This is a genomic window from Marinomonas sp. G8-14 (genome assembly GCF_055808935.1).
Genome location: NZ_CM147891.1, coordinates 1,833,185 through 1,846,385, shown reverse-complemented (window position 1 = coordinate 1,846,385; position 13,201 = coordinate 1,833,185). Strand labels below are relative to the sequence as shown.

General features: G+C 41.5%; 12 protein-coding genes. All 12 read left to right on the top strand.

The genetic code is table 11. The features are described 5' to 3' along the window. Positions 1 to 358: 358 nt before the first annotated feature. Positions 359 to 787 (top strand): type III toxin-antitoxin system TenpIN family toxin, encoded by a 429-nt coding sequence (gene tenpIN, locus AC0L6V_RS09410; RefSeq protein WP_265219034.1) that lies wholly within the window; start codon positions 359 to 361, stop codon positions 785 to 787. Between the two features lie 454 nt (positions 788 to 1,241). Next, on the top strand, positions 1,242 to 1,928 hold the full coding sequence (locus AC0L6V_RS09405) for a DUF4145 domain-containing protein (protein ID WP_265219035.1): 687 nt from the start codon (positions 1,242 to 1,244) through the stop codon (positions 1,926 to 1,928). Positions 1,929 to 2,022: 94 nt separating this feature from the next. After that, positions 2,023 to 2,601: a hypothetical protein gene (locus AC0L6V_RS09400; protein WP_265219036.1), complete on the top strand. Its 579-nt coding sequence runs from the start codon at positions 2,023 to 2,025 to the stop codon at positions 2,599 to 2,601. 878 nt (positions 2,602 to 3,479) lie between these two features. Next, positions 3,480 to 4,460, top strand: a complete 981-nt coding sequence (locus tag AC0L6V_RS09395; RefSeq protein ID WP_265219038.1) for a LysR family transcriptional regulator — start codon at positions 3,480 to 3,482, stop codon at positions 4,458 to 4,460. A gap of 426 nt (positions 4,461 to 4,886) precedes the next feature. Further along, a complete protein-coding gene (locus AC0L6V_RS09390; RefSeq protein WP_409419713.1) occupies positions 4,887 to 5,786 on the top strand; it encodes a dihydrodipicolinate synthase family protein in 900 nt (299 codons plus the stop codon). A gap of 52 nt (positions 5,787 to 5,838) precedes the next feature. Then, positions 5,839 to 7,341: an aldehyde dehydrogenase gene (locus AC0L6V_RS09385; RefSeq protein WP_265219040.1), complete on the top strand. Its 1,503-nt coding sequence runs from the start codon at positions 5,839 to 5,841 to the stop codon at positions 7,339 to 7,341. A gap of 92 nt (positions 7,342 to 7,433) precedes the next feature. Beyond that, positions 7,434 to 8,261 (top strand): NAD(P)/FAD-dependent oxidoreductase, encoded by an 828-nt coding sequence (locus AC0L6V_RS09380; RefSeq protein WP_418138966.1) that lies wholly within the window; start codon positions 7,434 to 7,436, stop codon positions 8,259 to 8,261. A 61-nt stretch (positions 8,262 to 8,322) separates the two neighbouring features. Further along, positions 8,323 to 8,790, top strand: coding sequence for an FAD-binding oxidoreductase/lyase (locus AC0L6V_RS09375; protein WP_265219042.1), 468 nt, complete (start codon positions 8,323 to 8,325; stop codon positions 8,788 to 8,790). Positions 8,791 to 9,026: 236 nt separating this feature from the next. Continuing rightward, positions 9,027 to 10,064 (top strand): TRAP transporter substrate-binding protein DctP, encoded by a 1,038-nt coding sequence (gene dctP / locus AC0L6V_RS09370; RefSeq protein WP_418138965.1) that lies wholly within the window; start codon positions 9,027 to 9,029, stop codon positions 10,062 to 10,064. A gap of 170 nt (positions 10,065 to 10,234) precedes the next feature. Next, a complete protein-coding gene (locus AC0L6V_RS09365; RefSeq protein ID WP_418138964.1) occupies positions 10,235 to 10,660 on the top strand; it encodes a TRAP transporter small permease in 426 nt (141 codons plus the stop codon). Between the two features lie 18 nt (positions 10,661 to 10,678). Beyond that, on the top strand, positions 10,679 to 11,971 hold the full coding sequence (locus AC0L6V_RS09360) for a TRAP transporter large permease (protein ID WP_265219045.1): 1,293 nt from the start codon (positions 10,679 to 10,681) through the stop codon (positions 11,969 to 11,971). Between the two features lie 69 nt (positions 11,972 to 12,040). Continuing rightward, positions 12,041 to 13,081: a GlxA family transcriptional regulator gene (locus AC0L6V_RS09355; RefSeq protein ID WP_265219046.1), complete on the top strand. Its 1,041-nt coding sequence runs from the start codon at positions 12,041 to 12,043 to the stop codon at positions 13,079 to 13,081. Positions 13,082 to 13,201 lie beyond the last annotated feature (120 nt).

Below are 13,201 nucleotides of genomic sequence, written 5' to 3'. Positions count from 1 at the left end.
ACCGTGATCCGCCGTTTTCTTCGTACCAGATGCAAGTCATTTTCCACAAGGGGACAAGTGCCCGCGAAGGCAGGAATCAATCATTGACGGTCAATGATGGTGTGTTTATTTAGGCTTGGTTCGGTATATCTTTTAGGTTGATAAATGTACAGTTGGTTGACATCATTATCCAAGATAGCGATACTAAGGGTGTAGATGACGTGGCGGTAGAGGCATCCCCACATGAAAAACACCAACCTCATTTGAAGTCGCGGCGGTAGAGGCATCCCCGCAATAAATAGCATCAACCTCAATGGAAGTTCTACTCGAAAAGCCCTTATTTTATAAGGGCTTTTTGTTTTTTATAACAAGGATAGTTATGAAGATCAGGCTGTTAACAGAAGCTGCTTACAATCGAATAATTACACTAAAAGAAACCATGAGTAAAAAAGATCGTGGTTATGGTGTGATTCCAGTCAAGATTCAAAATATCACCTTTGCGATTCCATTCAGAAGCAATATGGCTCATAAACATGGGTTTAAAACCGTATTCCACAATGGTGTATGGAATGGTGTTGACTACTCCAAAGCCATCATCATCACAGAAGACGACCTACAGCCCAAAGCATTCAAACTTCGTAGCGAAGCGGAATACCAAAAAGTAAAAAATAACAGAGACAAAATTCAACGGCAATTTGAAAAATACGTAAACGACTATGTCTCACAGGCCAAAATGGGAAAGCTCCCGAATCTTCAGCGCTTTGGTTATACCACGTTGATAAATTACCATGACGAGCTTGGGTTGTAGATCGTGGCTTCAGTTCCATACGGAATTTAGGTTGCATTCAAACGCTTTGTATTCCCAACCTTTTTTCATTTTCTCATGCAGTTGTTCTTCAGGACTACAAAAAACTAAATGCACATGCGCACTATTAATTTTTGAGCTAAGCCGCTTCACGGAGCGACAGAGAAGAGTAAGTTCTAAAAAACTGATCAGGTCATAAGGACTGAGGGAATCTCTTGCCTCTCGGGTGAAATCGCGCTAAAAAAGAGCAAATTAAGAATCAATGTAGCGGCGATCAAAGGCGATGTGAAGCGACATAGTCCAGACAGACGCTGGTATTTAGCGAGTTATATAACAGGGAAGTCCTACCATGAAAAAAGCAATCCCCCTATATAGACAACGTAGCCGTTCAACAGTGGGTTATAGCCGCAGCTATGCTGCCGTATAACCCTTAATTATTACAAAATAGGGTTGTCTGATGCCGAAAATTACTACCGAAAAAGACAAGCAAATAAATGAGATTATTGACGCTCCTTGCGGTGTTTGTAAGAGAAGCACCAAGCATAAGATCTTAGCGGATATTGAGTTGGCTGGAAGAGAAGAAACTGATCACGCGCTGCTTTACGGCTGGGATAACGAGTACCAGATAATTCAGTGTCAGGGGTGTGAGACAGTCATGTTTCGGCAGACACATACCAACTCGGAAGACATAGAGCATTCTGCCGATCCAGATGGTTGGGAGGCTGAGTATGTAAAATTCGAAGATTACTACCCAAACCCAGAAAAGAATCGAACTGGGTTGTCTGACGACCATCTTTTTCCCGATAAGCTTCAGAGAATCTACACTGAAACATTAAACGCTTTGAATAGAAACAGCCCAGTACTTACAGGTATTGGCCTGCGAGCAATAATAGAGGCTGCGTGCAAAGACCAAGCTGCGACTGGAAAAGACCTATATGCTAAGATAAATAGCTTGGTCGAACAAAGAGTTCTAACTAAAGAGGGTGCAGAAATACTTCATAAGCTTAGAGTGCTCGGAAATGACGCAGCGCATGAGGTAAAGCCACATTCTAACGTTCAATTAGGGTTAGCTTTTGATGTGGTTGAGCATCTTCTTCAAGGCGTATACATCCTTCCATACCATGCCAAAAGAAAGTTTAAATAGTATAACAATCGGCTGCATAGCGACCGATTTTCCGCCGCTTCGCGGCTCCAAATCAGCGCGTGAGCCTCAGCGTTATGTGGAAAGGAGGTAAAGAATGTCATTCATTTCAGGAATCAATGAACCCAAAGATATGCTGCTAAAGCTGGTGAGAGAAGGCAATAGAGTTAATTTTGAAGATAATCCAGAGAATCTGATGGATCACTTTTTTAACTTTTCTGTTACGGCTCATTCTCTGCGAGACTGGTGCATCAATTATCTTTCTCTGCAAGAAAATAAAAAGCAGCTCAACGAAGCATGGGACAACGAAAAGTATTTAGTTATAGCAAAGGATATAGCTAATTCAGTGAAACATTTCAAAATTACAATGTATACCCCTGATGTAAAAGGAACTTCATCTTCAATAATCCAAGGCGTTGTTTTTTACTCTACTGAAAACATACCAGCAAAAATGGAAAAAGCTCGGCAAAGCGCGGAGTATCGAGAGTCTCGAACTGAAGAAAGTCCAAGTTTTATTGTCACATTTACTGATGGCACAACTGAAAACTTAACTGACTATGTTTTTAAAACAGTAAAATATTGGGTTGGCTACTTTGACAGTCATGGCATTCCGAGGCACGTAGTTGATCATCACAGTATTTTTTTAAATAGGCTCTGCTGGAATTTAATCACGTAACAAACTGCAGTTGAGCAAGGTGTTAAACACCCTTCGACGCAATCCCGATTGCGCGACTCTATGGAGTTTCCGAGTCATTAACGGAAAGATTCTCTCCAGCAGCAGAACCAATCTATGCCTTACGATAAAAGTCGTGTTGCTAGACGAGATGTTAAACAATGTAAATGAGACGTTTGGGCGAAAGCCCGAGAAGAGACCTTTTGGTTACTTTTGCGGATCTGGGCAAAAGTTACCCGCCCAGCGGGGCGGAATAAAGGTTGGGAATCCAAAACGTTTGAATGGAACCAAAGAACAACCCCATCCTCCGCCTTCCCCTTGGAAGACAAAAGGGGACGGAACTAAGCTCTCGCCCAGCGGGGCGGAATAAAGGTCGGGAATCCAAAGCGTTTGAATGGAACCAAAGAACAACCCCATCCTCCGCCTTCCCCTTGGAAGACAAAAGGGGAAGGTACTAAGCTCTCGTCCAGCAGGCCGGAATAAAAGTCGGGAATCCAAAGTGTTTTAATGGAACCCAGTTTGCTCACTTCCCCACCAATCGTTATTATCCAGCCCATCTAAATTCACGAAGTGTACCAATCTATGCGTTTGTTAATGTCATCCGTTCATTGAAGTATTGAATCTCTCGATTAAACCTCTTTGTTACGCTATGCAGTCTGTGGGACTCTTTTAAACAGAGAGGATATTTTGATGCTGTATACCCAGTGTTGCGATGGTTGCATCTTGCAGGCTCATAGCCTTAGTGAAGGTGGGGGGGCAAGTGTAAGCCTTGATATTGAGTTGGGGTCTGTTTTAAGTTTTCTTAGTAAAAAAGGCTGAGCGTGATATTTTAGAATGAGCAATACTGCTTAATATGTTTAAAATATTTAAAAGAGTAGAGTATGGCAAAGCCAATTGAGCCGGATCAGATTTTATTGAAAATGCCATCCCTTAGGGCGGTAAAATCCTTTGTTGCTGCTGCGAAGTATTTAAATTTTACTCGTGCTGCCGAAGCACTTTGTGTTACTCAAGCTGCAATCAGTCGTCAAATTAGAGAGTTAGAAGCCGTGTTAGGGGTTTCTCTTTTTAAGCGAACGGGACGAGCGGTAGAGCTGACAGAGGCAGGACAGATATTTTATGATGCGGCATATTTGTCTTTTGTCAATATCGCTCAAGCTGCTCAGCGTATACAGTCGTCAGCAAATAAAAAGAAGGAGTTGAGTATTTGTTGTACGCCTGCATTTTCTTCATTTTGGTTAACGAATCGATTGCCTGATTTTGTTAAAAGGTATCCTGATATTGACATAAATGTCATTTCGACCAGCAGTATGCTGCATACAGAGCCAGGGGTATATCCTGATATTTTTATTAGTAAGTTGAGTGATCCTAGAGAGGGGTATCATTCAGAACCGCTATTTCATGACTTAATTTATCCTGTTTGTTCGGCTTTATATTTGGAGGAACACCCAGAGCTGATTAGTTTTATCAGTATAGATGATGTGACTTTGTTGAATCTGACGCCTTATGGTCGCTCGCAAGTAGCTGAGCATGTGGATTGGGATGTTTGGCTCAATAGCTTGGGGATAGGCTCGGAAGTTACTGGGCAAGTACATTACTTTAATACCAATGATTACAATATGTTAATCCAGTTAGCTGTGTCAGGGCATGGCGTTTGTCTGGGGTGGCATCATCTTGTTGCGCCATTAATTGAACAAGGAATATTAGTGAAAGTGGGTGAGAAAGAAATTACCTACCGAGAGAAAAAACACTATCTATCTTACGCAGAGCGGAATGAAAGTAAGGAGGCTTTACAGGTGTTTCGTAAGTGGTTTATTGCAGATATAGAGAAAAACTTATCGAACTTATTCAAAAAGCGATGTTAGTTGCTTCAGGTGACTTATCCCCCGGCTTTTGCTGGGGCAGGGAATTATATTAGCCTTATCTTCCTCCTAACCCTCGCTACCTACCTTTTTATAGACTTTTCTATCTCACCCAAACATTACATGTGATGGGTTTTACCGATTTCTGTTTGGTCGTATAGCGATGTTTCTATGGACTCGCTTGGCTGATTAGAATGCTTGAGTTGTAGTGACGATAGTCTTCTCTTGATGTGGTTTTAAATATGAATGGTTTTATCGGAGATCAAATTAGTATTGTTGTTCGTGGTTTTTATTAACCATAACCTAGCCTTATCAATTGATCGGAGAAATGGTTGATTGTGACAGTTTCGATGCGCTCGGTAATATCAATCTAGGCGTGGTGACTTAGTTCACTATGATATTAGCATACTTCGAAATAAGGTAATTAAAATGAAATTTGCAGGGATCTACACTCCGGTTATCACCCCTTTCTTTGAAGATGGTTCCATCAATTTTGATGCTTTCTTAGAGCATGTTCAGTATTTAAAAGACTCCGGTGTTCATGGTTTGATGATTGGTGGTACGACTGGCGAATACTATGTGGAAACCCTTGAGGAACGTCTTGATCTCCTAATAAAAGCTCGCAAAGTGGTTGGCGCAGATTTGACTATCATTTTTGGTACGGGCTCTGTGAATCCTCAAGATTCTCTATGGTTAGCTGCACGAGCGAAAGATGCCGGTGCCGATTGCCTTCTCCTTGCAACACCGCCGTACTCTCTGCCAACTCAGAAAGAATTAGCGACATTAGCGTTAGAAATCGACCGTATCGCTGATATGCCGATCATGCTTTATAACTACCCAGATCGTATGGGTATCAATATGGAGCCAGAGTTTTTTGAGCTTGTTAAGGGGGCAAAAAATATCTGCGGTATCAAGGAAAGCTCAGGGGACATCAATCGTTTACATATGCTGATGAATGATTACCCAAATATTCAAGTGACGTGTGGCATGGACGATCAAGCATTGGAATTTTTTGCTTGGGGAGCGAAAGGTTGGGTATGTGCTGGTTCTAATTTTTTGCCGAAAGAACATATTGCACTTTATAACGCATGCATCATTGAAAACGACTTTAACAAGGGTCGTAAAATAATGGCTGCGATGATGCCACTTATGAGTGTTTTGGAGCAAGGTGGCAAGTTTATTCAAAGTGTTAAGCATGGTGTGGCATTTGATGGTCGCGATGCCGGAGTGGTTCGTTCGCCTTTGATGGGGTTGGATCAAGTTGAAAAAGATGCTCTTGAGAAAGTGATTGGTATTTTGAAAAAAGAAATTTCTGAAATCATCGCGTAGCGCTTTTATCGCATTTTGGGGTACTCAATATATAAAAAAAGAGGAAAGGAACATGTCAGATTTTTTAACAACATCAGGCTATCAAAAAATTGCCAAAAATTTAGTATTGCCTACTCGCTGCTTCATTAATGGTAAATCTTATCAAGCGCTCGGTGGTGAAACGTTTACCTCAAAGAACCCAGCAACCGGCGAAGTACTGGCGCATATTACTGCCTGCCAATCTGTTGATGTGGATTATGCTGTCGCATCCGCTAAAAATGCATTTGATTCCGGTGTTTGGAGTGAAATGCATCCAAGTGAGCGCAAAGGCATTTTATTAGCTTTGTGTGACCTGGTTGAGAAAAATCAACACGAACTTGCGGTTATGGAAAGTTTAGATTCAGGTAAGCCGATTTGTGATTGCGAATCAATTGACATACCTGAGTTCGTACACACGGTACGTTGGCATGCGGAGTTGATCGATAAAATTTACGATCAAACCGCTCCTGTTGGGGCGGGGGCAATGTCGATGGTGGTACGCGAAGCGGTTGGTGTTGTTGGTGCTGTTCTTCCATGGAATTTTCCATTGCTCATGTTGGCATGGAAGATTGCCCCTGCGTTAGCTGCTGGCTGCTCTATGGTTGTGAAGCCGGCTGAACAGACCTCGTTGACGGCTATTCGAATAGCAGAATTGGCGTCTGAAGCGGGCTTCCCTGCCGGAGTTTTAAATGTCATTACTGGCGGAGGCGTTGCGGTAGGTGAATCTATTGGTCGTCATATGGATGTGGACATGGTGACCTTTACTGGATCAACTGTAACGGGTCGTCGTTTTTTACAGTATTCCGCTGAATCCAATTTGAAAAAAGTAGTATTAGAGCTGGGTGGTAAAAACCCATGTGTGGTGCTAGATGATGCTGAAGACCTTGATTACGTTGCACAACAAGTTTGTGCGGCCGCCTTTTGGAATATGGGAGAGAACTGTTCTGCAGGGTCTCGTTTGATTGTCCAAGAAGGAATCAAAGATTCATTACTTGAACACATTAAAAAGCGCTCTGCTGATTGGCGTTTAGGGGATCCACTGAACCCTGAAAACAATCTTGGTCCTATGATTGATCAAGGCCATTTTAAAAAGGTGTGTGACTATTTGGAGCTGGGTAAAACAGAAGGTTATGACGTTGTTATTGGTGGTAATTCGGTAGACGGTCGGTTTATAGAGCCAACTATTTTTGCAGGTGTTAAGAATGGTGATCGTATGGCACAAGAAGAGATTTTTGGCCCCATTCTCTCTGTCATTACGGTATCCAGCTTCGAAGAAGCAATGGCCGTTGCAAATGATACTGAATATGGCCTTGCCGCGTCTGTTTTTACGGCAAATTCTAAGCGCGCTATCAAAGCGGCTCGTGCTATTAAGGCCGGAACAGTGACGGTTAACTGCTTTGGTGAAGGTGATATTTCAACGCCATTTGGTGGGTATAAGTTGTCTGGATTTGGTGGTCGGGATAATTCGATTCATGCACATGATCAATATACCGAGCTAAAAACTATTTGGATTGATTTAAACGATCACTCTAAATAGAGCATTGCCTACAGGTACCCGATGCCGTGGTGCTTGATTTATGTCGGCCGTGCGTTGGCACGGCTTATGGCTTTTGTGATGTGGTATTCATTATGGTCAAAACAATAAAGACAAAGCGTCTACCTAAAGATCCTGGACCTGCAGGCTGGAATGAAATTTACAAAGATAAATCCTCATTTCCTGCTGTAGATACGGATATCGAGGTCGATTGGGTTGTGATTGGTGGTGGTTTTGCGGGTCTTGGTGCGGCAAAACGGTTATTGCAGTTATTAGGGAGCAAAGAGCGTATAGCCGTTATTGAGGCGCGAGGTATTGCTCAAGGCCCAGCAGGGCGAAATAGCGGTTTTATGTTGGACCTGCCTCATGAGTTGAATTCTGATACGTACGTAGGCTCTAAAGAACAAGATCTTCGCCAGATCCGTTTGAATCGAGAAGCGATAACGATGGCTGAAAGCATTGCTCATCAATACGGTATGGATAAAGCGTTATTTAGCCGATCGGGAAAAATTACAGCGTCTGCGACAGAGCGTGGCTATCGCAGTATTGAAACTTACGCGAAACATTTGACAGCTTTAGATGAACCTTATGAATTGTTGGGGGCTGATGAGCTTTATTCACTGTTGGGTACTCAGTTTTACACCAAAGGATTGAGAACGGCTAAAACGGCAATGATTCAGCCAGCAGGGTATATACACTCGGCATATAAAGGCTTGGCTTTAGAAGGTGTTCAGGTGTATGAGTGCTCGCCTGTTGTTGAAATGAAACTTAACGACAGTGTGCATACTTTGATTTGTGCGAATGGGTCTGTGAGGGCTAAAAATGTGATTATGGCAGTTAATGGTCACATACAATCTTTCGGTTTTTTTAAACAGTCTTTGCTGCATATTTTTACCTATTCGTCTATGACCCGAGGCTCTTAAAAATCATGAGTTAAAAGCGTTAGGTGGTATCGAAAATTGGGGCGTATTACCTGCCGACCCTATGGGCAGTACAATTCGTAAAATATCAGATCATGCCGGATCTGGGCATCGTATTGTGGTGCGTAATCACGCAACATTGAATCAATCAATGGAGGCGTCAGAAGGTAATTTGAAAGACGCTGCAAGGTTGCAAGACAGGTCTTTCGCACGGCGTTTTCCGATGCTTAAAGGGGTAGATATGGAATACCGCTGGGGAGGACGGCTGTGTTTAACTTATAACTCAGTACCTGCCTTTGGTGAAATAGAAAATAGGGTTTGGTCTGCTTGTTGTCAGAATGGACTGGGTACGGTGAAAGGCATGTTGTCTGGCATGATGGCTGTTGATAAAGCCGTGCTTGGGAAAACCGAGCTACTGGATGAATTTTTAATTTACCAAGAGCCTAAACGCTTACCACCAGAACCATTTTTATCGCTGGGAGCGAATGCCACGCTCAAGTGGAAAGAATGGCTTTCTGGGATTGAACTGTAATTAATTTTTCTACAAGCAGTTTTTGTACAAGCAGTTAGCTGTCACTTGTTGTGACGGCTTTTTTTGTTTTAGGGGGTGGTGGCGATGTTATCGATGACTTCAAGTTATGGTTTTATGGCCGAATATATTATTGGACGCGTCAGGAGTGCAAACCATATTCTGTAAATCCAGAATAAGTTTAACAATAAAGCGTGAAAGCAAGACTTGAACGTTTAAAAATAAAGGAACTGGATAATATGAAAAATGCACTAAATATAGGTTTAAAATATGCAAAATTGATTGCCATGACAACCTCATTGGCCGTGAGCACGATGGGGTCAGCATTTGCGAGCAATGATTCTTATAAATTCAATTTGGCTTTAGAGTCTGGTGACAGAGATTCAGCATCTGGGAAATCCATGCAGATGTGGGCTGATTTGATTAGTGAGAAATCTGATGGCCGAATGAAAGTAAATATTTTCTATCAAGGCGAATTAGGTGGTCAACAAGAATTGTTTGATCAGCTAGTAAAAGGCAACATCGACATGATGTTGACTCGGCCACAAACATCTTACGATGAGCGTTTAGGTGTTAATTACATTCCGTATCTAACGTTAGGTTGGGATGATGCGCTGAAAGCTTATGGCGAAGGTGGCTGGTTAAAAGCTATTTTTGGCCCACTATATAAAGATATTGGTTTGAAATACTTTGGACCTTATCCAGAAGGCTTTGGTGGTGTTGCGACTAAAGGTAAATATGCGACAAGTTATGCCCAAGCCGTAGAGCAAGGATTGAAAGTTCGCTCAGCCCCAGTGTTCCCTCTGCCTCAAACTATCCAAGCTATGGGGTTTCAAGCTGTTCCAATTGACTGGAATGAAGTATACACATCCATTCAAACTGGGGTGGTTGATGGCGATTCCAGTAACGTTATTTACTGGGATTACGAGTATTTTCGTGATCAATTAGACTACTATGTGCACACAAAACACAACTTTTCATCTTATGCCATGTTAATGAATGACGCGACATGGGAAAAGCTTGATGCTTTCGATCAGGCCATTATCGAAAACTCGGCAGCGGAAGTTATTAACAAGCAATTTATTGATGCCAAGATGGAAGATGACAAGTGGATCAAAAAGGCAAAAGAAGATGGCATGAAATACATCGAGCCAAGTGTTGATGATATGCGCATATGGGTGAAGAAGGTACGTGAAGAAGTTTGGCCAATCGCAGAAGAATCATTGGGTAAAGACATCATGGACAAAATTCGCGCTAACGCATCTGTTCCTCAGTAATCCCGTTTAGCAAATCTTGTTCGCGCGTTAAGACAACTAAACAGAGAGCCTCTGTTTAGTTGTCTCCTACCTGATGTATCCGAGGTTTTTTATGTTTTCTCTAAACAGTCTTATTGTGCTGATCGATAAATTAATCACAATGGTAGTCACTCCTATTGTTGTTGGTTTAAGTGCCGCTGTTGCTTTTATCTTGGCTTGGGGAGTATTTAGTCGCTCCATTCTTGACATCCCAGTATTTGGGCTGGAAGAGCCTCGTGCTGATTTCTGCTATGTGGTTGTATCTAATGGGGGCTGTATTAGCCGCCAAAGATCGCTCTCATCTAACTGCTGATTTTGTTTCCGTTATATTTAAGAATAAAAAGCTCATTGCTGGCATGAGTGTTTTAGCAACTGTCATATCACTAATTATGGCGTTGTACTTTGTGTCATGGAGTTACGAACTTTTATCATGGTCTATCAAAAAGTCCCAAACTACACCAGTGTTTAAACTTCCTTGGTATCTATCACAAAGCAGTTTGTTTGTTGGTAGTGTTGCGCTAGTTTTTTATCTGATTCGTGACTTTGTCAAAGACTACCAGAAATTTATTAACGCTTAATAACGCTTGGGGAAAATTATGGGTGCTCTATTAGCCATAGCCGCGGTAATTGTATTAATGATGATCGGCGTTCCGGTTGTTTATTCGTTTGCTGCAATGACACTTGTTTTATCGATTGTGTATGATGTTGATGTCTCATCTCTCATGACAACCGGCTTTTGGTCGGTAAATTCTATTATTCTTTTGGCGTTACCTTTGTTTGTTATGACAGGCTATTTGATGCAGGCTGGTGGTATGGCCTCTCGTTTGGTGCATTTTGTTGAGTCTTTGGTTGGAAAGTCTAGAACGGGGATGGGATCCTCTATGGTCGTGGCATGTGGCGTATTTGGTGCCATTTCTGGTACGGCTTCTGCTGCAGTCGCATCCATTGGAACGATTATGATCGATCCAATGGAGAAACATGGTTATAAGCGAGAATACACAAGTGCATTATTGGGGATTTCTTCTTTATTAGGTTTGTTAATTCCACCAAGCCTTACGATGATTCTATATGCGGTTGTGACTCGCCAATCTGTTGCTGCCTGCTTTTTAGCAACCATTGGCCCGGGTATTTTACTGATCATTTTATTGTGTTTTTTAAACTGGATCAAAATGCGAAATGCACCAGGTGAGGCGGTGACATTAACCTTTAGAGAGCGTTCTGAATTAATCAATAAAAGTTTTTGGAAGGCTATACCGGCTTTGATGCTACCTGTGATTATTTTGGGAGGCATTTATGGCGGTGTTTTTACGCCAACTGAAGCGGCAGCAATTGCTGTGGTATATGCTATTCCTGTTGGCTTGTTTGTGTATCGTGAATTGAGCTTGAAAACATTAGTTAAGTGCTTGGTTAGTGCAGCGGCAACTACTGGTGTGATCATGGTTATTTTGTTGTTCTCGTTTGTTTCGAGCCGCATTTTAACATTTGAACGTGTACCACAAGAGTTGACGGAATTTATGATGGACGTGTTTCAAAATAAATTGTTGATCCTATTAATCGTAAATGTTTTCTTGATATTGCTCGGCATGATTATGGATGATGTGAGTGTGGTGGCGATAATTAGTCCCTTATTGCTTCCAGTTATGGTGAGTATTGGTGTTGATCCAATACAGTTTGCCGCCATCGTTGGTACTAGTGTGGTAATTGGCTGTAATAGTCCTCCTATGGCCCCCATCTTATTTATGACCTGTCGGATTGGTAAGGTTGGCATGAGTCAAGTAATGAAACCTGCCTTGTTTTTTATGTTTTTTGCTGCCTTGCCAGTGATGCTGGTAACAACATATTGGCCACCTTTAGCGCTATATCTTCCTAAATTATTCGGGTATTTATAATATTAGCTACGCCCATGTTTTTGTTTTATATAAATAAAATCTGGGCGTAATAGTTTATGGAGGGTCACGATGAGTCAATTAAGTAGTCGCCGCTTTTGTAGCAGTTTAGAAAAAAGTCATTATTATCATTTGGGTGGTCAAAAGGCGAAATTGAATAGGGTACGAGTTGGTTTTTTGTTGTTAGATCACTTTTCTATGGCTAACTTTACTGTTGCTGTAGATGTTTTGGTGACAAGCAATTTGATTCATGAAAATCAAGCGTTTGAGTACATTACAATTGGCTTAGATAAGCCAATTGTAAAAAGCGACTTAGGAATTGAAATCAATACAACATTACTCCTATCGGAAGAAAAGAACGATGAATTACTGTCATTAGATATTGTGATAATTTGCGGTGGATTCCGTAGTGATTTGAGTTACTCCCAGCGTATTGTTAAATTTATCCGACAACAACACTCAAAAGGTGCTTATTTAATCGGCTTGTGGAATGGTAGCGTTTTTTTTGCTCAGGCGGGTTTGGTTGACCATCAGAGCATTGCTATTCATCCAGATAATCATCCTTTTATAAAAGAATGTTTTAAGACTGTGTCGGTCTCTCCGGATTCATATGCTATTTATGAAAACTGTTTAAGCAGTACAGGAGTAATTAGTACATTGCGTTTATTGCTGCACGTATTAGAACTTCTACACGGTGAGTCGTTGGCAAAAGCGGTTGGTGAAATCCTACATTTTGAGCAATTAAAAAATGTTCAGAGTGCTTCGATAGTTAAGCCAAAGCGGGAGAGTGTGTCTTCAGAAGTATTAGAAAACATCTTGATACTGATGGAAAACAATATAGAGGAACCATTAAGTATGCAGGAATTGGTGAAATATGCTCAGCTTTCTCGAAGGAAGATTGAGCGCTTATTTCAGCAGTACTTGAATACAAGTCCTGTACGATATTACATTGAATTGAGAGTTGGATACGCAAAATGCTTGCTACAACAAACCCAAAAATCCATAACTGAGATTGCTTTAGCTAGTGGCTTTGTCAGTGCTAGTCATTTTAGTCGTTGTTATAAAAGCTACTTTGGAGTGTCTCCAATTCAATTTCGTAACTTATTGGCATGAGGGAAGTCGTACTTACAAAACTACAGCCGCATTTGTTCGTATTGCCAAGGGTTCTCTGACATCAGATGAGGCAATGATACAATGACAAGAAATTTTAGAAAGTACACCTTCTCAATTATC

Coding starts and splice junctions, on each gene's coding strand:
- AC0L6V_RS09355 (WP_265219046.1), top strand. CDS start 12,041: ATGAGTCAATTAAGTAGTCGCCGCTTTTGTAGCAGTTTAGAAAAAAGT.
- AC0L6V_RS09360 (WP_265219045.1), top strand. CDS start 10,679: ATGGGTGCTCTATTAGCCATAGCCGCGGTAATTGTATTAATGATGATC.
- AC0L6V_RS09405 (WP_265219035.1), top strand. CDS start 1,242: ATGCCGAAAATTACTACCGAAAAAGACAAGCAAATAAATGAGATTATT.
- AC0L6V_RS09400 (WP_265219036.1), top strand. CDS start 2,023: ATGTCATTCATTTCAGGAATCAATGAACCCAAAGATATGCTGCTAAAG.
- AC0L6V_RS09380 (WP_418138966.1), top strand. CDS start 7,434: ATGGTCAAAACAATAAAGACAAAGCGTCTACCTAAAGATCCTGGACCT.
- AC0L6V_RS09375 (WP_265219042.1), top strand. CDS start 8,323: ATGGGCAGTACAATTCGTAAAATATCAGATCATGCCGGATCTGGGCAT.
- tenpIN (WP_265219034.1), top strand. CDS start 359: ATGAAGATCAGGCTGTTAACAGAAGCTGCTTACAATCGAATAATTACA.
- AC0L6V_RS09395 (WP_265219038.1), top strand. CDS start 3,480: ATGGCAAAGCCAATTGAGCCGGATCAGATTTTATTGAAAATGCCATCC.
- dctP (WP_418138965.1), top strand. CDS start 9,027: ATGAAAAATGCACTAAATATAGGTTTAAAATATGCAAAATTGATTGCC.
- AC0L6V_RS09390 (WP_409419713.1), top strand. CDS start 4,887: ATGAAATTTGCAGGGATCTACACTCCGGTTATCACCCCTTTCTTTGAA.
- AC0L6V_RS09385 (WP_265219040.1), top strand. CDS start 5,839: ATGTCAGATTTTTTAACAACATCAGGCTATCAAAAAATTGCCAAAAAT.